Origin of the sequence: Rhodococcus ruber (assembly GCF_016804345.1) — a bacterium.
In the GTDB taxonomy this organism is placed as follows: Bacteria; Actinomycetota; Actinomycetes; order Mycobacteriales; family Mycobacteriaceae; genus Rhodococcus; species Rhodococcus ruber.
Map to the genome: position 1 here is coordinate 627,450 of NZ_CP044211.1, position 24,635 is coordinate 652,084.

21 protein-coding genes and 3 pseudogenes are annotated in these 24,635 nt (G+C 69.2%); 11 read left to right on the forward strand and 13 right to left on the reverse strand.

The features are described 5' to 3' along the window. Positions 1 to 168 precede the first annotated feature (168 nt). Positions 169 to 1,403, reverse strand: a pseudogene (locus tag F1734_RS02955) (cation:proton antiporter). Positions 1,404 to 1,735: 332 nt separating this feature from the next. Here F1734_RS02955 and F1734_RS02960 point away from each other — a divergent pair. Next, positions 1,736 to 4,090 carry an arylsulfatase gene (locus F1734_RS02960; protein ID WP_203011344.1) on the forward strand — a complete coding sequence of 785 codons (2,355 nt, stop codon included), beginning with the start codon at positions 1,736 to 1,738 and terminating at the stop codon, positions 4,088 to 4,090. Between the two features lie 354 nt (positions 4,091 to 4,444). Here F1734_RS02960 and F1734_RS02965 read toward each other — a convergent pair whose 3' ends face one another. Further along, the gene (locus tag F1734_RS02965; RefSeq protein ID WP_054373417.1) at positions 4,445 to 4,858 is read right to left on the reverse strand and encodes an SHOCT domain-containing protein; all 414 of its coding nucleotides are present in this window, start codon (positions 4,856 to 4,858) and stop codon (positions 4,445 to 4,447) included. 240 nt (positions 4,859 to 5,098) lie between these two features. Here F1734_RS02965 and F1734_RS02970 point away from each other — a divergent pair, with 240 nt between their 5' ends. The 4 genes from F1734_RS02970 to F1734_RS02985 all read left to right on the forward strand — a co-directional run bounded on the left by F1734_RS02970 (position 5,099) and on the right by F1734_RS02985 (position 9,533). Next, complete coding sequence (locus F1734_RS02970; protein ID WP_203011345.1) at positions 5,099 to 5,716, forward strand: Rv1733c family protein; 618 nt, start codon at positions 5,099 to 5,101, stop codon at positions 5,714 to 5,716. A 375-nt stretch (positions 5,717 to 6,091) separates the two neighbouring features. Then, positions 6,092 to 6,553, forward strand: a complete 462-nt coding sequence (locus F1734_RS02975; RefSeq protein WP_420803902.1) for a DUF7144 family membrane protein — start codon at positions 6,092 to 6,094, stop codon at positions 6,551 to 6,553. 131 nt (positions 6,554 to 6,684) lie between these two features. Beyond that, positions 6,685 to 8,184: a hypothetical protein gene (locus F1734_RS02980; protein ID WP_203011346.1), complete on the forward strand. Its 1,500-nt coding sequence runs from the start codon at positions 6,685 to 6,687 to the stop codon at positions 8,182 to 8,184. Continuing rightward, a complete protein-coding gene (locus F1734_RS02985) occupies positions 8,181 to 9,533 on the forward strand; it encodes a diacylglycerol/lipid kinase family protein (RefSeq protein ID WP_203011347.1) in 1,353 nt (450 codons plus the stop codon). Before F1734_RS02980 ends, F1734_RS02985 begins: the two co-directional genes overlap by 4 nt. Here the strand turns inward: F1734_RS02985 and F1734_RS02990 are convergent. The 4 genes and pseudogenes from F1734_RS02990 to F1734_RS03005 all read right to left on the reverse strand — a co-directional run bounded on the left by F1734_RS02990 (position 9,497) and on the right by F1734_RS03005 (position 13,711). After that, on the reverse strand, positions 9,497 to 11,155 hold the full coding sequence (locus F1734_RS02990; protein ID WP_124258907.1) for an MFS transporter: 1,659 nt from the start codon (positions 11,153 to 11,155) through the stop codon (positions 9,497 to 9,499). The genes F1734_RS02985 and F1734_RS02990 overlap by 37 nt on opposite strands. Positions 11,156 to 11,258: 103 nt before the next feature. Further along, a complete protein-coding gene (locus F1734_RS02995; protein ID WP_010596014.1) occupies positions 11,259 to 12,080 on the reverse strand; it encodes a class II glutamine amidotransferase in 822 nt (273 codons plus the stop codon). Positions 12,081 to 12,139: 59 nt separating this feature from the next. Further along, positions 12,140 to 12,898: an SDR family NAD(P)-dependent oxidoreductase gene (locus tag F1734_RS03000; protein ID WP_203011348.1), complete on the reverse strand. Its 759-nt coding sequence runs from the start codon at positions 12,896 to 12,898 to the stop codon at positions 12,140 to 12,142. Then, positions 12,895 to 13,711, reverse strand: a pseudogene (locus tag F1734_RS03005) (SPFH domain-containing protein). Before F1734_RS03005 ends, F1734_RS03000 begins: the two are co-directional and overlap by 4 nt. A 191-nt stretch (positions 13,712 to 13,902) precedes the next feature. On the opposite strand from F1734_RS03005, the gene F1734_RS03010 reads away from it, so the two are divergent. After that, positions 13,903 to 14,277 carry a glutaredoxin domain-containing protein gene (locus F1734_RS03010; protein WP_010596017.1) on the forward strand — a complete coding sequence of 125 codons (375 nt, stop codon included), beginning with the start codon at positions 13,903 to 13,905 and terminating at the stop codon, positions 14,275 to 14,277. Further along, positions 14,277 to 14,909 carry a class I SAM-dependent methyltransferase gene (locus tag F1734_RS03015; protein ID WP_203011349.1) on the forward strand — a complete coding sequence of 211 codons (633 nt, stop codon included), beginning with the start codon at positions 14,277 to 14,279 and terminating at the stop codon, positions 14,907 to 14,909. The genes F1734_RS03010 and F1734_RS03015 overlap by 1 nt, the downstream gene beginning before the upstream one ends. 112 nt (positions 14,910 to 15,021) lie before the next feature. On the opposite strand, the gene F1734_RS03020 is transcribed toward F1734_RS03015, so the two are convergent. Beyond that, positions 15,022 to 15,324: a metal-sensitive transcriptional regulator gene (locus tag F1734_RS03020; RefSeq protein ID WP_054373386.1), complete on the reverse strand. Its 303-nt coding sequence runs from the start codon at positions 15,322 to 15,324 to the stop codon at positions 15,022 to 15,024. A 129-nt stretch (positions 15,325 to 15,453) separates the two neighbouring features. On the opposite strand from F1734_RS03020, the gene F1734_RS03025 reads away from it, so the two are divergent. Continuing rightward, positions 15,454 to 16,833, forward strand: coding sequence for an MBL fold metallo-hydrolase (locus F1734_RS03025; protein WP_203011350.1), 1,380 nt, complete (start codon positions 15,454 to 15,456; stop codon positions 16,831 to 16,833). Positions 16,834 to 17,011: 178 nt separating this feature from the next. Beyond that, positions 17,012 to 17,782, forward strand: a complete 771-nt coding sequence (locus tag F1734_RS03030; RefSeq protein ID WP_059174670.1) for a thioesterase family protein — start codon at positions 17,012 to 17,014, stop codon at positions 17,780 to 17,782. Between the two features lie 37 nt (positions 17,783 to 17,819). Here F1734_RS03030 and F1734_RS03035 read toward each other — a convergent pair whose 3' ends face one another. Next, a complete protein-coding gene (locus F1734_RS03035; RefSeq protein WP_374121866.1) occupies positions 17,820 to 20,213 on the reverse strand; it encodes an ATP-binding cassette domain-containing protein in 2,394 nt (797 codons plus the stop codon). 56 nt (positions 20,214 to 20,269) lie between these two features. Then, positions 20,270 to 20,719 (reverse strand): helix-turn-helix transcriptional regulator, encoded by a 450-nt coding sequence (locus F1734_RS03040; protein ID WP_017681142.1) that lies wholly within the window; start codon positions 20,717 to 20,719, stop codon positions 20,270 to 20,272. 180 nt (positions 20,720 to 20,899) lie between these two features. Here F1734_RS03040 and F1734_RS03045 point away from each other — a divergent pair, with 180 nt between their 5' ends. After that, complete coding sequence (locus F1734_RS03045; RefSeq protein ID WP_017681143.1) at positions 20,900 to 21,310, forward strand: VOC family protein; 411 nt, start codon at positions 20,900 to 20,902, stop codon at positions 21,308 to 21,310. A gap of 259 nt (positions 21,311 to 21,569) precedes the next feature. Here F1734_RS03045 and F1734_RS03050 read toward each other — a convergent pair whose 3' ends face one another. Beyond that, positions 21,570 to 22,484: a cation diffusion facilitator family transporter gene (locus tag F1734_RS03050; RefSeq protein WP_017681144.1), complete on the reverse strand. Its 915-nt coding sequence runs from the start codon at positions 22,482 to 22,484 to the stop codon at positions 21,570 to 21,572. Positions 22,485 to 22,596: 112 nt separating this feature from the next. Further along, positions 22,597 to 22,914 carry an integration host factor, actinobacterial type gene (gene mihF / locus F1734_RS03055; RefSeq protein ID WP_017681145.1) on the reverse strand — a complete coding sequence of 106 codons (318 nt, stop codon included), beginning with the start codon at positions 22,912 to 22,914 and terminating at the stop codon, positions 22,597 to 22,599. Between the two features lie 191 nt (positions 22,915 to 23,105). Between mihF and F1734_RS03060 the strand changes: the two are divergent. Then, positions 23,106 to 23,491 (forward strand): annotated as a pseudogene (locus F1734_RS03060) (TetR/AcrR family transcriptional regulator); the annotation flags it as partial. A gap of 76 nt (positions 23,492 to 23,567) precedes the next feature. Here the strand turns inward: F1734_RS03060 and F1734_RS03065 are convergent. Then, positions 23,568 to 23,720, reverse strand: coding sequence for a hypothetical protein (locus F1734_RS03065; RefSeq protein ID WP_202637501.1), 153 nt, complete (start codon positions 23,718 to 23,720; stop codon positions 23,568 to 23,570). Between the two features lie 31 nt (positions 23,721 to 23,751). Then, positions 23,752 to 24,531, reverse strand: a complete 780-nt coding sequence (locus F1734_RS03070) for an acetoin reductase (RefSeq protein WP_048774109.1) — start codon at positions 24,529 to 24,531, stop codon at positions 23,752 to 23,754. Positions 24,532 to 24,635 lie beyond the last annotated feature (104 nt).

Sequence of the window (24,635 nt, forward strand, 5' to 3'; positions counted from 1 at the left end):
CTGGCAAGTCGGTCTGCCGGTGGGTTCTACGCAATCGACGGTAGACCTGATGGCCGCGCCCGGAAAGGAGCTCGGTGAAGACCGCTCGATCCGGTGACCTACGGCGCCTGATATGGACCCGAGCAGGACAGACCGGATATTCCGGACGCAGATCCGGGGCCGCGGCGTCTACGCCTCGTGTGCCGGCTTCCGTTCGGGTCGGGGGTGGCGGCGGAACCATGCGGCGTACCGGTCGGCGAGGGGGGCGGCGGTGACTCCGTGGGCGAGCACCGACAGGCCCACGGTGACAACAGCGGTGAGCAGTAGCAGGTCTTCGTGAGGCAGGGTACCGGGTTCTTCGAGAATCAGGATGACGAAGACGATGGTGGCCAGTCCGCGGGGGCCGAACCAGCCGAGGAAGGCGAGGGTGGGGGCGCGGGCATGGGTGCCGAGCAGCGACAGTGTGACGGGGACCATGCGCACGACGGTCAGGCTCAGCGTGGCGTAGGCGAGTATCGGCCACGACAGGTGTTCGAGGGCCGGCCCGAGCAACACCGCCCCGAAGACGATGAACGTCACGGCGTTGAACACATCCCCGCCTCGTCGATCAGTTGGGAGACCTCCCCGTCGGCGCGGCGCCGGATCGTCCCGAAGGTCAGCCCACCCACGAAGGCGGCGATGAATCCCGAGCCGCCGAGGGGCACGGCGACGGTGTAGGCCAGCGTGGCGGCGGCCACCGGCACGATCTGAACCCACAGGGGGTCGATCGTGCGATGCCGGACGGCGAGGATCAGTACCGCCGCCGCGACCGCTCCGGCACCTACCCCGGCGAGGATGCCGTAGCCGATCTGCTCGGTGACCAACCGTACGGCTGCACCGCCGCCGATCGCCCCGGACTCGGCGCGTGCGATCGCCAGCACGATCAGGAACAGCGGTACGCAGATGCCGTCATTGAGGCCGCTTTCGACGTTGAGTCCCTGGCGCACCCGCGTCGGCAGGATCGGCAGGGTGACCACCGCCTGCCCGAGAGCGGCGTCGGTGGGCGCGAGGAGAACGGCGAGCAGCAGCGCCTCGGGCCAGGAGAGGTCGCCCAGCACGAGCACCGCGGCGGCGAAGCCGGCCGCGATGGTCAGCGGCAGTCCTATACCGAGAAGACGTGCAGGAAGCGAGATCTCGGACCGTAGAGCGGTCGGGTCCACACCAGCGGCGTCGGAGAACAGCACGAGGGCAAGGGTGACCTCGGCGAGGAGTTTCACCGTTTCGCTGGTCGCCTCGATGTCGATCAGCCCGGCAGCCTGTGCGCCCAGCACGAGGCCGCCGACGGTGAAGACCATCGGAGCCGTGACGGAAGTGCCCGCAACCCGTCCGGAGATCGCCGCGAAGACGAGCAAGATGCCGGCGATCGCCGGGAGTGCCCAGGTCATGCTGCCCCCTCCGCGGGCGGAGGGCGGTGGCGGGGTGCGCCGGCCGGCCATCGGCGTCCGCGCGGCAGAACGAGAGCTGCCACACCCGACCACAGTGGAACTCCCAGGAACACCAAGATGATCCACATCATGAGTCGGGTCCTTGCCTCGCCGCACCGGAGTTCCGGGACAGGCGCGACCGGAGGGGCGGCGTCGTCATATTCTGCCGAATCCGAGACATCGTGCGACGAAATTTCGGCGGATCGCGCCGTTTGCACGTGCGGCGATTCGGCCGGTCGATACGCTCGGAATGCCGGAAAACGACAGGTCTGCTCGAGATCGGGAGCGTTGCCATGGCAAGAACCCACCACGGAAAGATCGCGGTCGACATTCGTGATTCCGTCCCGGATTGGGCGCCGTATCTGCCCGCGCAGGCGCCGGAGGGTGCCCCGAACGTTCTGATCATCGCCTGGGACGACGTCGGGTACGGCAGTATGGACATCTTCGGCGGCCCGATCGAGACCCCGACGATGCGGCGGATCGCGGACCGCGGCGTGAAGTACTCGAACTTCCACACCACCGCGCTGTGTTCCCCGACCCGGGCGTCGCTGCTGACCGGACGCAACGCGACGACCAACGGAATGGCGACCATCGCCGAATTGAGCTCCGGATTCCCCGGCATCAGCACCCACATCCCGTTCGAGAACGGGTTCGTCTCGGAGGTCCTGGCCGAGCGGGGGTGGAACACCTACTGCGTCGGCAAGTGGCACCTGACGCCGGGAGAAGAAATGAACATGTCGGCGGTCAAGAGCCGGTGGCCGCTGGGCCGCGGATTCGAGCGCTTCTACGGATTCCTCGGCGGCGAATCCAGCAGTTGGTACCCCGACCTGGTCTACGACAATCACCCGATCGAAGCGCCCGGAACGCCCGAGGACGGCTACCACCTGTCCAAGGACCTTGCGGACAAGGCGATCGAGTTCATCCGCGACGCCAAGACCATCGACCCCGACAAGCCGTTCTTCATGTACGTGGCCCCGCAGGCCGGGCACGCCCCGCACCACGTGTTCACCGAGTGGGCCGATCGGTACAAGGGCAGGTTCGACCAGGGCTACGAGGCCATCCGCGTCGAGATCCTGCAGCGGCAGAAGGACCTCGGGTTGTTGCCCGGGAACACCGAGCTGTCGCCGATCAATCCGCACGGGGAGCCGGCCACCACCGGGCCCGACGGTCAGCCGTGGCCGCTGCTCGACACCGTCCGGCCCTGGGACTCGCTCACCGCCGACGAGCAACGCCTGTTCGTCCGGATGGCCCAGGTCTTCGCCGGTTACATCTCCTACACGGACGACCAGCTCGGCCGGGTGATCGACATGCTCGAAGCGAGCGGTGAGCTCGACAACACCCTCGTCGTCGTGGTTTCCGACAACGGTGCCAGCGGGGAAGGAGGACCCAACGGATCGTTCAACGAATGGCGCTTCTTCAACGGGATCCCCGACACCACCGAGGGCACCCTGCCGCACCTCGACGAGCTGGGCACACCGGCGTCGTACAACCACTACAACACCGGCTGGGCGTGGGCCTTCGACACCCCGTTCCCGTACTGGAAGCGCTGGGCCGGCTACGAAGGTGGAGTCGCCGACATGTGCGTGGTCTCGTGGCCGGCGCGGATCGAGGCGTCGGCCGAACCTCGCTCGCAGTACGTCCACGCCGTCGACGTCGTCCCGACGATCTACGAGCTGCTCGGCATCACCCCACCCGCGGTTCTGAAGGGATACACCCAGAGCCCACTCGAGGGAGAGAGCTTCGCGGCCTCCCTGACCGATCCCACAGCACCGGGCAAGGACGTGCAGTTCTACACGATGCTGGGGCAGCGTTCGCTGTATCACGAAGGGTGGCTCGTCTGTTCCGTGCATCCGCCCCTGTCCGGGTGGGGGCACTTCGACAAGGACGTGTGGGAGCTGTACCACCTCGCGGAGGATCGAGCCCAACTGCACAATCTCGCAGACGCCGAACCCGAGCGGCTGGAAGCTCTGAAGAGCCTGTGGTTCTACTACGCGGGTCGTCACCACGGGCTACCGCTGGACGATCGCAGCGCCCTCGAACAGGTGCTCGCCGAACGTCCCCATCCCGGGAAGAAGCGCGACCACTATGTCTACTATCCGGACTGCGCGGACGTCCCGGAGGCGGCCGGCGTCGCCATCACCGGACGGTCCTACACGATCGTCGCCGGTGTGCACGTGGAGTCGGCCGCTGCCGAGGGAGTTCTGTACGCCCACGGCGGCCTGGCCGGCGGGCACAGCCTGTACGTCAAGGACGGTCGTCTGCGCTATGCCTTCAACTGGGTCGGCACGCACCTGCAGACCGTGGTCGCCGACCGGGACCTGACCCCCGGCGCTCACGTGTGCACCGCCGAATTCGCCGTATCGGGGAAGAACACCGATCCGGCAATGCCGGGTTTCGCCGGCACCCTGACTCTCTATGTCGACGATCAGCAGGTGGCCTCCGATGAGATCGTCACCCAGCCGGGGGCGTTCTGCCTCGTCGGTGACGGCATCTGCGTCGGGCGCGACAGCGCCTCGCCGGTCACCCCGGACTACGTGTCCCCGTTCCGCTTCACCGGAGGCACGATCGACAAGGTCGTCGTCGACGTCTCCGGCGAGCGCTACGTCGACCACGAGGCGCAGGTGCGGGCCTGGTTCTCGATCGATTGACCCGCGTTGCTCAGCGACCGCGCACGATGCAGTAAAGCGCGATGAGGCAGGGGAACCCGATGAGGCAGGTGGACCTTTCCGTGCTTTCCCCTTGCCTGGCTGCGGGCCGATAGCGCCGGCAGTCGGTGCGCAGAGGTGTGATCCGCCCTCGAGGACCCGCCGGGGTGGGTGTCGGCACCGTCGTCCGTTCTCGCACGTTGCCGGTGATGTCCTCGGGGCAGAAGTCCTCCGACCCCATCCGGAAGGCCCCGCCCGGAACCACCTCATGTCGTTCGGTGCGCGGCCTACTGGTTGCCTGCTTCGAGCATCTCGGAACCGGATCGCCCGTCCTCGCGATGCCGTGCGGGACCGGCCCTACCGGACCTGCATGCCCGTCTCCCCAGCGGATGTCCGTCCCAGTGCCGTGGCCTTGAGTTGCTCGAACTCGGCCTCGGTGATCACTCCCGAGTCGTACAGCGCCTTCGCATCGGCGATGTGCTCGGCCGGGGACTTGCCGGCCACCTGCCGGATGTACTCGTCGGTGGCCTGCTTGGTCTCCTGCTGGGCGCGCATCGACCGCTCCGCCATGCCGCGGCCCCGGGCGATCAGATAGACGAAGGCGGTCAGGTACGGCAACAGGACCAGCCCGATGACCCAGAGGGTCTTGGCGAAGCCGGACACGGTGTGATCGCGGAACAGGTCGACCAAGATCTGGAACAGCACGATCAGGTAGGCCACGAAGGCGAAGACGATGACCGTGTACCACACGTAATCCCAGAACGAATCCATGATGTGCACCTCCTGTGTGCGGACCCCGGGTGGGGCGGAGCTCCCGAGGACCCGGGCGACTCACATCGAGAATGACACCGCGACCGGTCGCTCCCCAGGGGACAAAGACCCTCGATCTCACCACCGGGCGGCGGCTCCGGATCCCTCCCGCGACCACCCGAATCGAGCGGTGACCTTGTGCTCTACACCACTGGCCGTCGGCGGCGGAACACTGTAGTCGAGCAACGCAGGAGTATCGAGATGAACGCAGAGCAGCCCCTGGCCCTCCGGTTGTGGCGCCGCGCTCCGTGGAGCGGCAATCCCCTGATGCGACGATCCGAGCGAGTGGAATCCGCACTCGTCCTGGCCGTGGCACTGTTCGTGCTCGTCCTGATTCCGTTCGCCGCCGCCTACGGGACGGCGACTTACGCCCGGATCGGCCAACTGGCGATGCAGGAGCATCAGCAACGGCACCAGGTGGCGGCGGTCCTTCTCGAGGAACCGGCACCTGCGCGGGCCGATGCACTGACGGACACCGCGACACGGGGTCCGGGCGACCCGGATCGAGCGACCGCGCGGTGGACGACCGGGACCGGTGAAACACGCTCGGGCAGGGTGGAGGTGCCCTTCGGTGCGAAACCCGGCGAGACGATCGATATCTGGATCGACTCGAACGGTGATCCCGTCGCCGCGCCCAGAACAGGCTCGGACGGCGTCGTAGCCGGTGTCGTTGCCGCGCTCACGGTGTGGGGGATGGGCTCCGGTGTCGCGCTGCTGCTCCTCTACGGAGTGCACCGGGCCGGTGCGAAGCGGAGGATCTCGGCCCTGGATCGGGAGTGGAACGACGTCGGAAGGAGCCCGGGATGGTCGATGGGTTGACCGTCGGGATGCCGGCCGGCGCGAAGCGGCATTCTCGATCTTCTTGCCGGGTAAGATCTTGCGTCGGGAGGCCCGGATGAGCGACTGGGTGTGCCGGCTGACGATGCCGAAGGATTCCGGCGACAGTCCGGCTCAATTGCATCTGGTGCTCCGCGACGATCTCACGGACGCGGAGGTGCTCGTCCGCGTCCTAGGCCTGGTTCACGAGTTCTACGGTCCCCGCGTGCAGGTCGACGATCTGAGGCCCGAGTCCTGGGCGCAGACCCGAGTCGCGTCCCGGCTCCGAAGCTCACCCGCCGGATGAGGAACGGAGGCGATACGGCAGGTCGTTTCAACGCAGATCACCGAGCCGGATCTCAGGGAAGGGGACGGGGCGTGTCCGAGGATGTGCGTGTCGGTCAGGGCGGTGCGGGCCACGGCGGCGTGAGCCGGGGCAGTACCGCCGAAAGGAGCGTCGGGCAGAAGATCGCGACGGGCATTTCGGTCGGTGCCGCCGTCGTTCTCGCGACTGTAGGAATTCTGCAACTGCTGCAGGGCATCGCGGCCGTCGCGGAGGGCGAACTGTTCGTGGTGGGGCAGAAATACACCTTCGAGTTCGATCTCACCACGTGGGGTTGGATCCACATCGTCACCGGTGCCGTCCTCATCGTGGTAGGCGCTGCCCTCCTCACCGGGGCCACCTGGGGGCGGGTCGCGGCGATCGTCGTCGCGGCCCTGTCGATCCTGCTCAACTTCATGTGGTTGCCGTACTACCCGTGGTGGTCGATCCTGATCATCGCTCTCGACGTGGTGGTCATCTGGGCGGTCTCGACCTGGGATCCACGGCTGGACTACTAGGTTCGCGTGAAGGCCGGACCGAGGTGATCGACCCCGGGCCGTCCACCGATCGGCGGAATATCAAAGGGTGCAGAGGTTTCGATCCCCCTGAAGCGCTTCGTCCGCCGCCGTGTCACACCGAGTGGAATGAGATGACGATGGACAGCGAGCCTACGCGCAGCGGCACGGGCACCGCTCCGCTCGACACCGCCGAACGGGCCGAGCTGGAGCGGTTGCGGGCCGAGGTGGCCGCACTGCGGGCGCGGACGGAGGCCGCACCCGAGGCGCCCCCGCCGTCGCCCCCGCCCGTGTCGCGTCCGCCGCGGCACGGGCTTCGCTGGACTGCGGTGGCGATCCTGACCGTGCTGGTCGCTCTGCTGGCGATCACGTCGGTGACGGCACGGTTCGTCCGCAGCCAAATCCTCGACACGGACCGGTACGTCACCACGGTGGCACCGCTCGGTTCCGATCCCGCGGTGCAGACCGAGATCGCGGGCACGATCACCGACGAGATCTTTGCGCGGGTCGATGTCGAAGGCCTCACGTCCGACGCGCTGACCGCCCTGACCGATGCCGTTCCGGCGACCGCGGACGCGCCGCGCGTGGACCGGGCGGTGGAGGGCCTCGCGCCGGTGATCGCCGGGCAGGCACGCAACTTCGTGTACGAGACGGTGCTGTCGCTGGTGCAGACCGACCAGTTCGAGGACCTGTGGATCCAGGCCAACCGAGCCGCGCACACCGGTCTGGTGGCAGTCGTCACCGGTGAGGGCGGGCCGTCCTCGGTGACGGTAGACGAGAGCGGCACGGTCAGCATCTCCCTCGGCACGATCATCGACAACGTCAAGGCTCGTCTGCTGGACCGGGGATTCACCTTCGTCGAGAGGATCCCCGACATCGACAAGCAGTTCGTGCTGTTCCAGTCCCCGGAACTGATCAAGGCGCAACGGGCGGTCAGTGCACTGGACACGGCGTCGGATGTGCTGCCGTGGCTCACGATCGCCGCCGCGGTGGCCGCGGTGGCAGTGGCTCCGCCCGGCCGTCGTCGTCGTGCCCTGGCGTTCGTCGGAGCGGCACTGCTCGTGGGGATGCTGATCCTCGCGGTCGCGCTGATCGTCGTCCGATCGCTCTACCTCGGCGACATTCCCCCGGACGTGCTGTCCCCGGACGCCGCCTCGGCGATCGTCGACACGGTGTTGGTGCCGCTGCGGACCGCGCTGCGGGCGGTGGCGGTCCTCGGCCTGGTGATCGCGGTCGGGGCGTACCTGACCGGGGGATCGGCCTCCGCGGCAGCCGTCCGTCGTGGATTCGGGCGAGGAATGGACGCGGTGCAGCGGTCCCGTAAGCCGCGACCACCGAACCAGGTGGAAGCCGGGGCCTACCGGGCCCGGACGGCGTTGCGGCTGGCGATCATCGGCGTCGCCGCGCTGATGCTGATGTTCTGGCGCTATCCGACCGGCATGGTGGTCGTGTGGATCGTTCTCGGTGCCCTGCTGGCCCTGCTTGCGCTCGAGGTGCTGATCCGGCCGGCACGAACCTGGGACCAACCGACTGAGGATGTGATGTCGGCACCGCCGACGGAGGGCGTGGTGTCGGCACCGCCGACGGACGAACAACCGACGGAGAAACTCCCGGGCACGAAGACGGGGACGTGAGCCCGGTGGACGCCGTTCCCGGTGACCACGTGCCGACCTCGCGCCGATGGTGGGCGCGGGCGGCGTTCGCCGCCGTCCTCGGCGCTGCCGCCGTTCCGGTGATCGTCGCGGGCCTGCGTGGCGCCCTCGCGCTCCTGGCGGTGAGCGTGGCGGTGGCAGCGGTGACGGTCGCGGCCCTGTACTGGTTCCTCGCGACCCGTGGGCTGCTGCGTGCGCTGTCGCTGGGTCTCGCGGTGGTCGTCCCCCTCGCCCTGCCCGTGCTGTTCGTGCGGGAACGCGTGCTCTGGGTCGCGTTGGTGTCGGTCGCGCTGGTGCTGCTCGCCCTGGCGTGCGCGCGGGCGGCCCTGCGCCGTGACACCGGGATGCCCGAGTACCCCGCCCCGCCGGTCCACCGCCCGTTCCTGGTGATGAACCCCCGTTCGGGGGGCGGCAAGGTCGTGAAGTTCGATCTGCAACGCAAAGCCGAGGAACTCGGCGCCGAGGTGGCCCTGCTCGCCGGGCCGGGCCCCGTCGACGTCGAGGCCCTGGCCCGGCAGGCGGTGGAGCGGGGCGCCGACCTGCTCGGCGTCGCCGGAGGTGACGGGACCCAAGCCCTGGTGGCGGCGATCGCGGCCGAGCACGGGCTGCCGTTCCTGGTGATCAGCGCCGGCACGCGGAACCACTTCGCGCTGGACCTGGGACTGGACCGGGAGGACCCGGCCGCAGGCCTGGACGCGCTGCGGGACGGGGTGGAACTCCGCGTCGATCTCGGCCGGATCGGGGGACGGGTGTTCGTCAACAACGCCTCGTTCGGCGTCTACGCCGACGTGGTGCAGAGCCCGGAATACCGGGACGACAAGGCCGGGACGGCCCTGCGGATGATGCCCGACCTGCTCGCCCGCGACAGCGCCACCCGGCTGCGGGCCCGCATCGACGGCGACACGACGGTGGAGGGCGCGCAGGCCGTCCTGGTGAGCAACGACCCGTACGCGACCGACGACCTCGCGGGGCTGGGACGCCGGCCCCGGCTGGATCGCGGGGTGCTCGGGGTGGTGACGATCTCGGTAGCCGGCGCGGGGCAGGCGGTCGACCTGCTGCGCCGCACCCACAGCCGGGGGTTGGTTCAGCGCGTGGCCACCGAGGTGGTCGTCGACGCGGAAGCCCCGGAGATACCGGTCGGGGTGGACGGGGAAGCGTTGACGCTGCCCACACCGGTGCGCTGCACCGTCGAACCACAGGCGCTGCGGGTGCGGGTGCCCCGACGGCGTCCGGGAACCCTGGTCTCGGCACCGACCTGGGACTGGGCGCGGCTCCGGGACCTGGCCTTCCGGCCTCAGCGTTCGTCGTCGGTCTCGTCGGGCCTGCGCTGACCTTCCCCGGGCCGCGAGCCTACCGGCACGCGCGGCAGCGATCCGGTGCCGAACAGGGCGGCGACGGCGAGCAGCGCCGTGACGGCGAAGGCCACCTGGAGCGCCTCGAGCCGCGCGTCCGAGTTGACCTCGACGATCGCGTCCGCAGTGGACTCGTCCACCCCGGCATCGGCCAACGCCCCCTCGAGCTGGGTGTCGGACAGGAACGGCACCCCGGCAGCCATGTCCGTGGCGGCCTGCTGCTGCACCGAGTCCGGTACCGCCGGGTTGTTCTCGATACCGGCGATGACGGAGGTGGTCAGGGTGGCGATGAGGATGGACCCGATCAGGGCGGTTCCCAGTGACGCCCCGAGATTGGTCGCCGTGTTCTGCAGACCGCCGACCTCGGCGCTCTGCGAGTCCGGCACCGCGGACACAGTGACCGCACCGAGCTGGGAGGCCAACGCCCCCAGGCCGAGACCCATCAGCAGCATCGGGATCGACACGACCGCCGCGCTGGCGCCGGGATCCATTCCGCCCACAAGGATGAGGATGCCGACGGCCATGGTCCCGAGACCGAGCCGGACGACGAGCCGGGGATTCGCGTGAGGTCGCAGCTTCGGGATTCCGATGGCCGCCAGGACCAGAGCGATCGACAGCGGAAGGATCCGCACGCCCGTCTCGAGCGCACTGAGTTCGAGAACCACCGACAGGAACAGGGGGACGGAGAAGAACACTCCGGCCTGGATGAGGAACTGGGCGAAGAACATACTCAGCCCCCCGGTGAGCTGGCTGTTCTTCAACAGCGCGGGATCGACCAGCGGTTCGCCGCCCGTCTTCGCCAGGTACGTCTCCCGGCGCAGGAACAGGTAGAGCACGAACAGGCCGCCGAGCAGCAGCCAGATGACGGGGGACAGACCCAGAATCTGCGGTCCGCCGGGTTTGGTCTGGATCCAGCCCCACTCGCTCGAGCGCAGCACGCCGTAGACGAACATTCCCAGGCCGACCACCGACAGGAGCGAGCCGACGAGGTCGAGCCGGATCCGCTGGGGTGGAATGTCTTCCACGCGGCGCAGCGTGAGCAGGATCAAGAAGACGACGACGACCTCACCGAAGAAGACGTAGCGCCAGGACGCGAACGTAGTCACCGCCCCGCCGAGCAGCGGCCCCACCGCGACTGCCGCAGCGCCCGCGGCGGCCACCAGTCCGTAGGCGGCGGGACGGCGTTCGGCGGGGAAGTTCGCCGCGACCAGGGAGACGATCGCGGGCATGATCAGGGCCGCACCGATGCCCTCGAGCAGGGACCAGCCGATGAGCAGGACGGTGAGATTCGGTGCGATGCCGGTGACGAACGAGCCGGCACCGTAGATGATCAGGCCGAGCCCGAACGCCCGGCGCCGGCCGAGAATGGTGCCGACCTTGCCGCCGGTGATCATCAGGGTGGCCATCACCAGCGTGTAGAGGGTGATGGCGGTCTGGATGCCGGTGATGGTGGTGTTCACGTCCGCGGCCACGGTCGCCATCGACACGTTCATCACGGAGCTGTCGAGCGTCATCAGGAACTGGCCCGCAGCCAGCACCGCGAGCACCAGGGCGGAACCCGAGGCCGTCGCCGGCCCCTTCTGTGAACTCTCGAGACTCATGGCATCGACCTCTCGGGGGCCCTCGACACTGCTGCGTTCACGCAGGTTAGACCATCGCATGCTGCCGACGCACAGCTACAGGGCACAACGTCCCGGATCTCGGCTACACCGGCTCGAGCGGCCGGAACCGCCGGATGTCGTTGCCCGCGGGGCCGACCACGGCGGCCGAGGACTCGGGCATCTCGTTCCATGCGCCCGGCAGATCGCGGAGCGGTTCGGACACGACGAACCGGGTGTCGATGCCCAGACGATGGAACATCTCCACCTCGGGGTGCAGCTCGCGGAGTTTGGCGACCTCGGTGGAGTAGAACAGCGACCGGGTCCGGCCTTCAGTGGAGTAGCGGAACACCCAGATCGTGTCGCCGGCCGTGGTGGCCACGGTCATCTGTACGGGGTCGTCGATTCCGTGGTCGCGGGCGACCTTTTCGACCATCCCGACCGCGCGGCCGACCGCGGTGAACGGATCGTCCCGGAGACCGAACGTGAGAGCGAGGAAGAACAGCACCTCGGAGTCCGTGGTACCCGCGACGTCCGGGTACAGCGACGGATCCACGGCCATCATCAGTTCTCGTTTGATCTCCCGGAAGCCGAGGATCTCGCCGTTGTGCATCCACAGCCATTCCCCGTGCCGGAACGGGTGGCAGTTGCTGCGCTGCACCTGCGTGCCGGTCGAGGCGCGCACGTGCGCGAACAGCAGCGGGGTGCGGATCTGCCCGGCGATCTCCCGCAGGTTGTGGTTGTTCCACGCCGGATCGATGCTCTTGAACAGGGCCGGCTCGGAACCTATTCCATACCAGCCGATTCCGAATCCGTCACCGTTGGTGGTGGTGGCTCCGAGGTGGGAGTGCAGGCTCTGGTCGATGAGCGAATGCTCGGGCTTGAACAGCAGGTCCTCCACGAGGATCGGCTCGCCCGAGTAGGCCATCCATCTGCACACCCGGTCATCGAATCACTCCACCGGCGCCGGTGCTCTGGTTTCCCGAGCTATTGTGTCGCTGGGGAATCCGTTGTCTCGAGGTCCAGCACCGAGCCGGTGGTGGCACCCCCGTCGACGAGGAATTCGGAGCCGGTCGAGTAGGTGGCCTCGGTGACGACGAATCGCACCATCCGGGCCACCTCCTCGGGACTGCCGAAGCGGGGAATCGGCTGCGTGGCGGCGATGCCGCGGTCCATTCCCGCCGTCATCGGTGTGTCGATGGGGCCGGGGTGCACCGAGCACACCCGGACCCCGTCGGGGGCGAACTCGAGCGCGGCGGTCTTCGTCAGGCCGCGCAGGGCCCATTTGCTCGCCACGTAGGCGCCGAGGCCGGCGTAGCCGATGAGGCCGGCCGTCGAGGAGATGTTGACGACGACCCCGCGCCCGCGACGCAGCGCCGGGCCGGCGACGTGCATTCCCAGCCACTGGCCGACGAGATCGACCTGCAGCACGCGTTCGAACTCGACTCGGGTCTGCTCCTCGATGGTGCCGACGGCCAGGATGCCGGCGTTGTTGATCAACGCCCGCAACGGACCGATGGATTCGGCCACGGCGACCGCCTCCGACCATTGCGCTTCGTCGGTCACGTCGAGGTGCACGAACTTCGAGCCTTTGCCGAGTGTCGCGGCGTGGCGGGTGCCTTCGTCGTCGAGCACGTCGGCGACGACGACACCGGCGCCTTCACCGGCGAGGATCGTGGCGACGGCGGCGCCGATGCCGCGGCTGCCCCCGGTGACGAGGACCGAACCTCCGTCGAGTTCCGTCATGACCCCAACCCCTCGTGTGCCGATACCGTGGGTGCCGGGGTGCCGTTTCGGGCGATCCCGGATTCCGGTGGTCGTGCGCTGTCCGCGGCGCTACGCGGCGGACCCGCCGTGGCGGCGGTGATCTCGCGGTCGAGGAACGTCTTCAGCTCGGAGATGGCGCTCATCATGGGGGCCGGGAACACCACGGTCGTGTTCTTCTCGACGCCCAGTTCCACCAGTGTCTGCAGGTTGCGCAACTGAAGGGCGAGCGGGTGGGCCAGCATCGTGTCGGATGCCTGCCCGAGGGCGGTCGCGGCGATCGACTCGCCCTCGGCGGCGATGATCTTGGCCCGCTTCTCCCGCTCCGCCTCGGCCTGCCGCGCCATGGCCCGCTTCATGCTGTCGGGCAGCTGGATGTCCTTCAGTTCCACCAGCGTCACCTCGACCCCCCATTCCAGAGTGGACACGTCGAGGAACTCGCGGATGTTCGCGTTGATCACGTTCGTCCGCCGCTGCCACGTTCTCGATCGCGACGACCGACTTCACGGCATCGATGACCCGGAAGTACGCCACGGCAGAGATGTCGACACTGACGTTGTCGCGGGTGATGATGCCCTGGGACTGGATCGGCATCGTCACGATCCGCAGGGACACCTTCGTCAACCGGTCGACGAGAGGGATGATCAGATGCAGTCCGGGTTCCCTGACGCCGATGAGCCGGCCGAACCGGAACAGCACGCCCTTCTCGTACTGGGTCACCACGTGCACTGCCTGCGACAGGACGAACAGCGCCACCACCAGGAGCACACCGGTCAGAACGACCCACGTGGCCACGGCTTCTCCTTCCGCATCGCCTCGCGGCTGTGGTTCCACGGTCCACCCCTCGGGCGTCGCCGGAAAGGGTCGAAGGTCACCGTGCCGGGGAACGGCGCCGGCCGCGCGGCGCAGCGCCGGGCGGGCCGGTACAGTGAGGTCGTATACCCCTCTGGGTATATGGACGAGACGTAGGCGGAAGGAGAAACCGGATGACATTGCCCGACTTCGTCGACGGAGTCGAGGTGTTGTGGCGGCCCGGGTGTCCGTTCTGCTCGCGCCTGCGCCGGGGCCTGCACAGGCGCGGCATCGAGGTCGTCGAGACCGACATCTGGCAGGACCGGGCCGCCGCCGCGCGGATCCGGGCAGTGAGCGGCGGCGACGAGATCGTGCCGACGGTCTTCGTCGGACCGGTCGCGCTCGTCAATCCCTCTGTGCAAGAAGTTGAATCGGCGATCGAGCGGCATCTCCCCGGCCGGGTGGGCGAGCTGATCGGGCCTCGGCCGCGGACGGTGTGGTCCCGACTCGCCGATACGGTCCGCGGCCGGCCGGCCGCGCCCCCCTCCCGACGATCGAAGGAGTCGTAGTGCCCGAACATCTACAGGACGAAGAACTCTGGGACGAGCGCTACCGTTCCCGTCCCGCGCTGTGGAGCGGTGAGCCCAATCGTCACCTCGTGGGGGAGGTGGCCGGCCTCTCGCCCGGACTCGCCCTCGACGTCGGGTGCGGCGAAGGCGCGGACGCCATCTGGCTCGCGCAGCGCGGCTGGCGAGTCGACGGTGTGGACGTCTCCGGCGTCGCCCTGCAACGCGCCGCCGAGCACGCGGACCGGGCCGGCGCCGAGGTCGTCGGCCGCATCTCGTGGCTGCACGAGAACCTGACCGCCTGGGACCCGGGCCGAGGGCGATACGACCTGGTCTCCGCGCAGTACATGCACCTGCCCTCGCCGGAACGTGACGTCCTCTTCCGTCGGCTGGGGGAGGCGGTCGCCCCCGGCGGCACCCTCCTGATCGTCGGGCATCACCCCTCCGACCTGCAGACCACCGTGCCGCGTCCGCCGCGACCCGAGTTGTTCTTCACGGGGGCGGACGTCGTGGCACTGCTCGATCCCGACGGCTGGGACGTCGTCACCGACACCGCCGTCGCGCGGCCGGTCACCGACCCGGACGGACGGGTCGTCACGGTGCACGACACCGTGGTCAGGGCCCGACGGCGCTGATCCCGTCGAACATCGTCACCGGGCGGTAGCCCTCAGTGTCCGAACATCGTCACCGGGCGGTAGCCCTCAGTGTCACCGGGCGGTAGCCCTCGGTGTTGCCGGGCGGTAGCCCTCAGGCCAGTGCGAGGAAGAGGCGCTCGAGCTGCTCCTCGGTGAGCCGGTCCGGGCATGTGTCGTCATCTTCGTCGAGCATGCACCGACGAAGCTGTGCGGCAACGATTTTGAAGCCGGCTCGGTCGAGTGCCCTAGAGACGGCGGCGAGCTGGGTCACCACGTCCCGGCACTCGCGGCCGGATTCGAGCATGGCGATGACACCCGCGAGCTGCCCCTGGGCGCGGCGCAGCCGATGCAGCACCTGGGTATCGGCTTCGGGGGTGACGGCGGTCCGGGCGACGGGGGCGGCAGGAGTGTTCATGGTTGTGCTTCCGGTCGGGGGGGAGCGGGGTTCGCTTGGATACCCCATGGGGTACTTGACATACCCTAGGGGGTATGTGGCAGGGTTGTCCACATCGAGGACGAAATCGACTCATACGGAGGAACCACGATGATTCTCGAGCAGTACTACATCGAGTGCCTGTCGCACGCGTCGTACCTGATCGGTGACGAGAGCACCGGCCGGGCGATCGTGGTCGATCCGCGCCGGGACGTCACCGAGTACCTCGACGACGCCCGCAGGCACGGGCTGAGCATCGAGGGTGTGATCAACACCCATTTCCACGCCGACTTCGTCTCCGGGCACCTCGAGCTGCTCGAGGCGACCGGGGCGTGGATCGGGTTCGGCGAGGCCGCCGAGGCGGACTACCCGATCCGCCGGCTGCGCGACGGCGAGCACCTCTCGCTCGGGGAGGTGGACCTCGAGATCCTGTCCACCCCGGGGCACACCTGGGAGTCGATCTCGGTGCTGGTGCGCGAGCATCCGGGGGCGACGCCGACGGCGGTGCTGACCGGGGATTCGCTGTTCATCGGGGACGTGGGCCGGCCGGACCTGGTGAACCTGGGGGATTCGTCGACCGAGGACCTGGCCCGGGCGATGTACCACACGGTGCACGAGAAGCTGCTGACCCTGCCCGATCAGGTCACCGTGATGCCCGCGCACGGCGCCGGCTCGTCGTGCGGGAAGAACCTGTCGGCGGAGCTGACCTCGACGATCGGGGAGCAGCGGGTGAGCAACCCGTCGGTGCAGCCGATGAGCGAGGAGGCGTTCGTCGCGCTGGTCACCGAGGGCCAGCCCGCGGCGCCGTCGTACTTCTCGGTCGATGCCGGGTTGAACAAGAGCCTGCATCCGCTGCTCGATCAGGGCCGGGCCATCCCGGCGCTGGGCCCGGAGCGGGTGCGCGCGGAGCTGGCCGCCGGGACCCGGGTGCTCGATGCGCGCAGCGTGGACGAGTTCGCGGCGGGGCATCTGCGCGGGTCGGTCAACGTCGGGTTCGACGGGCGGTTCGCCGAGACCGGCGGCATGGTCGCCGAGGTGGGGGAGCCGATCGTGTTGATCACCTATCCGGGGGAGGAGCAGGACGCGGCGGTGCGGCTGGCCCGGATCGGGTCGGACAACGCGCTGGGGTATCTGACGGTCGATCACGACGGGGTGTTCCCGGCGGAGCTGGCGGAGCTGGTGCAGAGCGCGCCGCGCACCACCGTCGCCGAGCTCGACGAGATGCTCGCCGCGGAGACGGTGGCGTTGGTCGACATCCGCAATCCGGGGGAGCGGGAGTTCGGGACGATTCCGGGGGCGGTGCCGATTCCGTTGGCGCAGCTGCGGGCGCGGCTCGAGCAGGTGCCCACCGGCAAGCCGATCGTGGTGCACTGTGCCGGCGGGTGGCGGTCGAGTGTGGCCGCGTCGCTGCTGCGGGCGCAGGGCTTCGAGAACGTGTCGGACCTGCTCGGCGGGTACAACGCCTGGGCCGAGGCCCACGTCCCCGCCTGACCGCGGTACCTCCGCAATTCACGGCAGCCCGCCCCCTGGTCGACCAGGGGGCGGGCTGCCGTCGTCCTATCAGGCACCGTCCTATCAGGCACCGTCCTGCTCGGCACCGTCCGGTCCGCGGAGGAGCGTGCCCGCCTGGGATCATGCCTGGACGAGTCCCCGACCTCTGGAGCAGCAGATGGCCTACTTCGAACGGATCGGTCCGGCCGCGTTCCGGCCGACCCACCACGTCGGCGGCGCCTGGAACCCGCAGGAGCAGCACATCGCGCCCGCGCTGGGGCTGCTGGTCCACGCCGTCGAATGCGACCGGGATGCCCGCCGCGACGACGGACTGGTCGTCGCCCGCCTGTCCTACGACATCCTCGGCACCGTCCCGGTCGACACGGTCGAGACCACCGTGACGGTCCTGCGTCCCGGGCGCACCATCGAGCTCGTCGAGGCCGTCCTCACGCACGACGGTCGCGCCGCGGTCCGGCTGCGGGCCTGGCTGATGCAACCTCGTCCCACCCCCGCGCTGGAGGCGACGTCGCTGCCGCGGATCGACCCGCCCGAGGCCATGGAGCCGTGGGACGCCTCGACGGTGTGGCCGGGCGGGTTCATCGCCTCCACCGAGGTCCGCCGCGCCCAGCTCGAGCCGGGCCGGGCGGCGTACTGGGTGCGCACGCCGCTCCCCCTGGTGCTCGACGAGAAGGTCAGCGCGCCGGCCGGTGCCGCCGGTCTGTTCGACATCGCCAACGGCATGACCGCGCGGGTGTCCCCGAAAGACGTCGCCTTCCCCAACGTCGACCTCACCGCCCACCTGTTCACCGAACCCCGCGGTGACTGGCTCGGCTTCGACACCACCGTCTCGTTCGGTCCCGACGGTCTCGGCCTGACGAGCAGCGTCCTCCACGACACCCGCGGTCCCGTGGGCACCGTGTCCCAGATCCTCACCGTCCGTCCCAACTGACCGTCGTGCCGGCGGGGCGCACGCGCGACGGACACGGTCAGGCGCCGACGTAGGCCGCGAGGTGCTCGCCGGTGAGGGTGGACCGCGCGGCGACGAGGTCGGCGGGGGTGCCCTCGAAGACGATCCGGCCACCGTCGTGGCCGGCGCCGGGACCGAGGTCGATGATCCAGTCGGCGTGCGCCATGACCGCCTGGTGGTGCTCGATGACGATGACGGACTTGCCGGCGTCGACCAATCCGTCGAGCAGCCCGAGCAGCTGCTCGACGTCGGCGAGGTGCAGACCGGTCGTCGGTTCGTCGAGGACGTAGACGCCGCCCTTCTCGGCCATCCGGGTCGCCAGCTTGAGCCGCTGGCGTTCACCGCCGGACAGCGTGCTCAGCGGTTGACCGAGGCTGAGGTAGCCGAGCCCCACGTCGGCGAGCCGCTGCAGGATCTTGTGCGCCGCCGGGATCCGTGTCTCGCCCGCGCCGAAGAACCCCTCGGCCTCGGCCACCGGCATCGCGAGCACGTCCGCGATGCTGCGCCCGCCGAACGTGAACTCCAGCACCGCCGCCTGGAACCGCTTCCCCTCGCATTCCTCGCAGGTGGATTCGACGGTGGCCATCACTCCCAGGTCGGTGTAGATGACCCCGGCGCCGTTGCACGCCGGGCACGCGCCCTCGGAGTTGGCGCTGAACAACGCCGGTTTCACGCCGTTGGCCTTCGCGAACGCCTTCCGGATCGGATCGAGCAGCCCGGTGTACGTCGCCGGATTGCTCCGCCGCGAACCCCTGATCGCCCCTTGGTCGACCGTGACCACGCCCTCGCGCCCGGCCACCGAACCGTCGATCAGCGAGCTCTTCCCGGAGCCCGCCACGCCGGTGAGGACGACCAGCACGCCGAGTGGGATGTCCACGTCGACGTTCTGCAGGTTGTGCGTGTCGGCGCCGCGCACCTCGAGCACACCCGACGGGGTCCGCACCGCGGGCTTCACCGATGCGCGGTCGTCCAGGTGCCGCCCGGTGAGCGTGCCACTGGTGCGCAGTCCCTCGACGGTGCCCTCGAACACCACCTCGCCACCGTCGGTGCCGGCGCCCGGTCCGAGGTCGACGACGTGGTCGGCGATCGCGATCGCCTCCGGCTTGTGCTCGACGACGAGCACGGTGTTGCCCTTGTCGCGCAGCTGCAGCAACAGGTCGTTCATCCGGGCGATGTCGTGCGGGTGCAGTCCGATGGTGGGCTCGTCGAAGACGTACGTGACGTCGGTGAGGGAGGAACCGAGATGTCGGATCATCTTGGTGCGCTGGGCTTCTCCGCCGGACAACGTGCCCGCCGGCCGGTCGAGGGAGAGGTAGCCCAACCCGATCTCCGCGAACGCGTCGAGAAGGTGCTGCAGCCCGGTCAGCAGCGGAGCCACCGACGGTTCGTCCAGGCTGCGGACCCAGTCGGCCAGGTCACTGATCTGCATGGCGCAGACGTCGGCGATGTTCCTGCCGCCGATCTTCGAGGACAGGGCCTCCTCGGCGAGCCGGGTGCCGCCGCAGGCGGGGCAGGTGGAGAAGGTCACGGCCCGTTCCACGAACGCCCGGATGTGCGGCTGGAGGGCATCGACGTCCTTGGACAGCATCGATTTCTGGATCTTCGGGATCAGCCCCTCGTACGTCAGGTTGATCCCGTCGACCTTGATCTTGGTCGGTTCCCTGTGGAGCAGGTCGTGCAGTTCCCGCTTGGTGTACTTGCGGATCGGCTTGCCCGGGTCGAAGAATCCGCAGCCCCGGTAGATCCGGCCGTACCAGCCGTCCATGCTGTACCCGGGAATCGTGAGTGCACCCTCGTCGAGCGAGAGGTTCTCGTCGTACAACGCGGACAGGTCGAAGTCGGTGACCGAGCCCATCCCCTCGCAGCGCGGGCACATGCCGCCGAGCCGGTGGAAGGTCGCCTTCTCGGTCTTCGTCCTGCCGGCGCCGCGCTCGACCGTGATCGCACCGCTGGCTTTCACCGAGGGGACGTTGAACGAGTACGCGTTGGGGGAACCGATGTGCGGTTGCCCCAGCCGGCTGAAGAGGATGCGCAGCATCGCGTGCGCGTCGGTGGCGGTGCCGACGGTGGAGCGGGGATTGGAACCCATCCGCTCCTGGTCGACGATGATCGCCGTCGTCAGTCCTTCGAGCAGGTCGACGTCGGGACGCGCCAGGGTCGGCATGAAGCCCTGCACGAAGGCGCTGTAGGTCTCGTTGATCAGCCGTTGCGACTCCGCGGCGATCGTGCCGAACACCAGCGAGCTCTTGCCCGAGCCGGAGACGCCGGTGAACACCGTCAACCGGCGCTTCGGGATCTCGACGCTGACGTCGTGGAGGTTGTTCACCCGCGCACCGTGGACGCGAATCAGGTCGTGGCTGTCGGCAACGTGCGGCGCGTGCGACCGCGTGTCCGTCTTCGTGGCCATGCTCATCGGGTCTCCATCTGCCGGGAGGGGAAAAGCTCGGGTCAACGGTGACGTCATGGCGGTCAGGCTAGTTGCGGCTCCGCGGCTCCCGCTTCTCGATTCCTGATCGGTCTGGTCACCGTCTTCGCGACACACGACGGCATCCCCGCCGCCGCGTGCGCCGCCTGACGCCGGTAGATGCTCGGCGGCACACCGACCAGCTCGGTGAAGCGAGTGCTGAAGGTGCCCAGCGACGAGCAGCCCACCGCGAAGCACACCTCGGTGACACTCAGATCGCCGCGACGCAGCAGTGCCATCGCGCGTTCGATGCGCCGCGTCATCAGGTACGCGTACGGCGACTCCCCGTACGCCGCCCGGAATTGCCGGCTGAGATGCCCCGCCGACATGTGCACCCCGCGGGCGAGCGCCTCGACGTCCAGCGGCTGGGCGTACTCCCGGTCGATGCGGTCGCGGACGCGGCGCAGCCGCGCGAGATCGCGCAGGCGCTGCGCGTCAGCAGGTCCCCCGGTCACGTACGCGATCGTGCCACGTGGCAACGGAGTTGCCCAGCGCTTCCGGCGTGCCACGCGTGGACGGCGAGTTCGTCGACGAAGCGGTATCGGCCGCGCGACGGCGAGGAACGGACTCGCGCTCGGCGGATCGATCAGGAATCGAGAAGCGCGGGACACGGAGACGCTCCTAACCTGCTCGTCATGGACATCACCATTCACACGAGCTTCCTGCCGCACGACGACCCGGACGCCTCCCTCGCCTTCTATCGCGACGTCCTCGGCTTCGAGGTCCGCAATGACGTCGGGCAGGGCAAGATGCGCTGGATCACGGTGGGCCCCGCCGGTCAGCCCGACACGTCCATCCTCCTGGCGCCGCCGGCCGTCGACCCGGGCATCACCGACGACGAGCGCCGCACCATCGCCGAGATGATGGCCAAGGGCACCTACGGCTGGATCCTGCTGGCCACCCGGGATCTCGACGCCACGTTCGAGAAGGTGCAGGCCGGCGACACCGAGGTCGTCCAGGAGCCGACCGAGCAGCCGTACGGCATCCGCGACTGTGCCTTCCGCGACCCGGCGGGCAATCTGGTGCGGATCCAGGAGCTTCGCTGAGCCCTACGTCGGACACTGCCGCCGGCGGACGGCACACCGTCGACCGTTCCTCGCTGCCACCGGTGCCGCGGTGCACTCCCGGTGTCGCCGCGGCGCCGGCACGGTACTGACCTGCGTCACTTCTGGGTTGTGACGAGACATTCCGGACGGCAGTGGAATTCGGAACTCCGGCTCGGATGGGCTCGCGGGGTGTCCCGCGAGCACGGAGAATGCGGGAGCGTAAGACGACGGCAGCGGTCGCTGCACCTCCTACCCTGGGTCAGGCACTGCCCGGGCCGGCGGTTGCCGGTTCCACGTGGATGAAGGTCTCGGTGTGCGGCAGCACCGCGTCGATCGCCGCCTCGATGCGGTCGGCCATGTCGTGAGCGGTCCGCACGGTCCAGTCCCCGGGCACGGTCACGACGACGAACACCTGACGTTGCCGCCCGGATTCGACGGTACGCAGCGGCGCGAACTCGACCGGGCACTCGGCGCGGAACCGGTCCAGCACGGCATTGACCTGGTCCTGCTCGTGCTGGGGGAGGGCGGCGCTGAGGAGGCCGCTGACCGAGCCGCGCAGCAGCCGGTACCCGGTCCACAGGATGTTGACGCCCACGGCGAGCGCCACGATCGGGTCCAGGGGCTCCCAGCCGGTGACGGCGACCAGCGCGATGCCGACGATCACCCCGGCGGAGGTCCACACGTCGGTCAGCAGATGCTTGCCGTCCGCGACGAGTGTGATCGAGCGGTGCGTGCGTCCCACGCGCAGCAGGGTGAGGCCGACGCCGAGGTTGATCACCGAGGCGACGGTCGACAGTGCCAGTCCGAGCCCGGGCTGGACGAGCGGAACCGGGCTGATCAGGCGTTCGATCGCGGTCCAGATGATGGCGGTGGCGGCGACGAAGATCATCGCGCCCTCGACCAGGGCGGAGACGTACTCGGCCTTGCCGTGGCCGAAGTGGTGGCTCGCGTCCGGGGGGCGGGCCGCCACCCGCAGCGCGATCAGCGCCACCACCGCGGCGACGAGGTTGACACCCGATTCGAGGGCATCGGAGAGGAAGCCGACCGAGCCGGTCGACCACGCGGCGCTCGCCTTGAGGACGATGGTGACCACCGCGGCGGCCAGCGAGAGCAGCATGAAACGGAACAGCAGGCGGTCCTGCTGCTGTCGCGACTCGGGCACCGACGTCGTCATCCGACTCCTCCCGCTCGATCGGTCTCCTTGTCTGTGGAGCGCGCGGTGGGCGCAGGACGCGCCCGGGCAGGTGTTCCCGGGGCGCGGGAACACCTGCGTCGGGTCCGGTGTGTCAGGCGGCCGTCGTGGCGTCGAGCAGCGCCTGACGCTGGTTGGCGCCGAGGCCTCCGATGCGGCGGGTGTCCGGGATCGACAGCTGCTCGAGGAGCTTGGCGGCCTTGACCGCGCCGACGCCGGGCAGCGCCTTGATCAGGGCGGAGACCTTCGTCTTCTTCACGACCTCGTCGGTCTCGGCCTTCTCGAGCACGGCCGGGACGTCGATCTCTCCGGCCTTGACGGCGGCGAGCAGTTCGCTGCGGGCCTTGCGCACTTCGGCCGCCTTGGCGAGTGCGGCGGTGCGCTGTTCGTCGGTGAGAACGGGTGCTGGCATGACGGCCCCCTGTGTTGTCCGATGGTGAGCGGCCCCGGGCGAGGCTGCCGCGGCTGATGCTGCCAGGTCGGACCGACATTCGTCGGTTCGGCACGCGGAGACGGCGGTTCGTGGCGCGGATCTGCCCGATTCCGGCACACGCCCTGCGACTACGCTGTCAGCGGTTCACGACCGGCGGGACGGAGCAGACGATGAGCGCGGCGAAGGCGACTTCGGTCGGGACCGGCAACGGTCGGCAGGCGATCCTCGACTCCGCGCTGCGGAACATGACCGAGCGCGGGTACCACGGCACCTCGATGCGCGACATCGCCCGCGACGCCGACATCACCGTCGCCTCGATCTACCACCACTTCAAGTCCGAGCAGGAGATTCTGCAGGACATCATGACCCGGGCGCTGCACGATGCGATCGCCATGACCCGGGGGCGCTGCTGCGGCCGGGTGGTTCGCCGGACGCGCAGTTGCAGGCGCTGGTGCGCGCGTGGGTCATGTTCCACACCGCCCGGCAACTCGATGCGCTGGTCGGTGCGACGGAGCTGCGCAGCCTGAACGAGGCCGGTCGCCGGCTCGCCGTCGCCGACCTCGATCCCGGCGCCCCGGCCGGCCACCTCCGCGGTCGCCTCGCCGAGTACAGGCCCCCGCACCGGATCGTGGTCAGTGGCGACATGCCCCGGACACCGGCCGGCACGCTGGTTCCGCGAGTTGCTCGGAGAGCTCGAACAGCTCGGCGCAGAGCTTCGGCGCCATCATGTGGTCGAGGAGCACCAGCAGGGGCACCGTGAGTGCCCGTACCGTTCTGGTCAACATGGGAATGTCCTTCCGGTGCCGCGGGTTCGGGTCACCGATAGACCAGGCCGCCGTCGATCAACCCGGACTGCCCGGTCATGTAGTCGGAGTCCGGGCCCGCCAGGTAGGAGACGTAGGCCGCGACGTCCTCCGGTGTCTGCGCCCGGCCGAGCGCGATGCCGCCGACGAACTTCTCGAACGTCGCCCCCTTCGGCGCCCCGGTCAGCGCCGAGAAGCGTTCGTCGATGGTGACCCACATGTCGGTGCCGACGACGCCGGGGCAGTAGGCGTTGACGGTGATCCCGTCGGAGGCGTACTCCTTGGCCGCCGCCTGCGTGAGCGCCCGGACGGCGAACTTGGTCGCGGAGTACACCCCGAGCATCGCGAAGCCCTCGTGACCGGCGATCGAGGACGCGTTGACGATCTTGCCGCCGTGCCCGCGCTCGCGGAACTTGGCGGCGGCGACCTGGATGCCCCACAGCACGCCTTCGACGTTGACCGCCATGATCCGCGACACCTCCTCGGGCGTCACGTCGGCGATCGGGTTGACCTGGGCGATGCCGGCGTTGTTGACGATGATGTCGAACCCGCCCAGTTCGGCCTCCGTCCGGTCGACGGCGGCCCGGATCTGCTCGCGGTCGGTCACATCGGCAACGACGGAGACCGCCTTCGAGCCGGCCGCCCGCACCTCGTCCTCGACCGCGGCGAGCTTGCCGCCGTCGACATCGAGCAGTGCGACGGCCGCACCGTCGGATGCCAGTCGCAGCGCGATCGCCCGTCCGATGCCCTGTCCAGCCCCGGTGACCAGCGCGACCTTGCCTTCGATGCTCATGCCGACTCCCGTTCGTAGTGATCTGTGTCACTCGAAGGCAATCAGTGCGGCACGCGGCGCTCAAGCGTTGCAATGCGCTGCATCGGGCGCGATGCCCGCGCCGG

Excerpts from the sequence above, each read along its gene's own strand:
- F1734_RS03000 (WP_203011348.1), bottom strand. The coding sequence starts at position 12,898 with ATGACGGAACTCGACGGAGGTTCGGTCCTCGTCACCGGGGGCAGCCGC.
- F1734_RS03030 (WP_059174670.1), top strand. The coding sequence starts at position 17,012 with ATGGCCTACTTCGAACGGATCGGTCCGGCCGCGTTCCGGCCGACCCAC.
- F1734_RS03035 (WP_374121866.1), bottom strand. The coding sequence starts at position 20,213 with ATGAGCATGGCCACGAAGACGGACACGCGGTCGCACGCGCCGCACGTT.
- F1734_RS02960 (WP_203011344.1), top strand. The coding sequence starts at position 1,736 with ATGGCAAGAACCCACCACGGAAAGATCGCGGTCGACATTCGTGATTCC.
- F1734_RS02980 (WP_203011346.1), top strand. The coding sequence starts at position 6,685 with ATGACGATGGACAGCGAGCCTACGCGCAGCGGCACGGGCACCGCTCCG.
- F1734_RS02970 (WP_203011345.1), top strand. The coding sequence starts at position 5,099 with ATGAACGCAGAGCAGCCCCTGGCCCTCCGGTTGTGGCGCCGCGCTCCG.
- F1734_RS02990 (WP_124258907.1), bottom strand. The coding sequence starts at position 11,155 with ATGAGTCTCGAGAGTTCACAGAAGGGGCCGGCGACGGCCTCGGGTTCC.
- F1734_RS02965 (WP_054373417.1), bottom strand. The coding sequence starts at position 4,858 with ATGGATTCGTTCTGGGATTACGTGTGGTACACGGTCATCGTCTTCGCC.
- F1734_RS03065 (WP_202637501.1), bottom strand. The coding sequence starts at position 23,720 with ATGTTGACCAGAACGGTACGGGCACTCACGGTGCCCCTGCTGGTGCTC.
- F1734_RS03050 (WP_017681144.1), bottom strand. The coding sequence starts at position 22,484 with ATGACGACGTCGGTGCCCGAGTCGCGACAGCAGCAGGACCGCCTGCTG.
- F1734_RS03020 (WP_054373386.1), bottom strand. The coding sequence starts at position 15,324 with ATGAACACTCCTGCCGCCCCCGTCGCCCGGACCGCCGTCACCCCCGAA.
- F1734_RS03045 (WP_017681143.1), top strand. The coding sequence starts at position 20,900 with ATGGACATCACCATTCACACGAGCTTCCTGCCGCACGACGACCCGGAC.
- F1734_RS03070 (WP_048774109.1), bottom strand. The coding sequence starts at position 24,531 with ATGAGCATCGAAGGCAAGGTCGCGCTGGTCACCGGGGCTGGACAGGGC.
- mihF (WP_017681145.1), bottom strand. The coding sequence starts at position 22,914 with ATGCCAGCACCCGTTCTCACCGACGAACAGCGCACCGCCGCACTCGCC.
- F1734_RS02995 (WP_010596014.1), bottom strand. The coding sequence starts at position 12,080 with ATGGCCTACTCGGGCGAGCCGATCCTCGTGGAGGACCTGCTGTTCAAG.
- F1734_RS03025 (WP_203011350.1), top strand. The coding sequence starts at position 15,454 with ATGATTCTCGAGCAGTACTACATCGAGTGCCTGTCGCACGCGTCGTAC.
- F1734_RS03010 (WP_010596017.1), top strand. The coding sequence starts at position 13,903 with ATGACATTGCCCGACTTCGTCGACGGAGTCGAGGTGTTGTGGCGGCCC.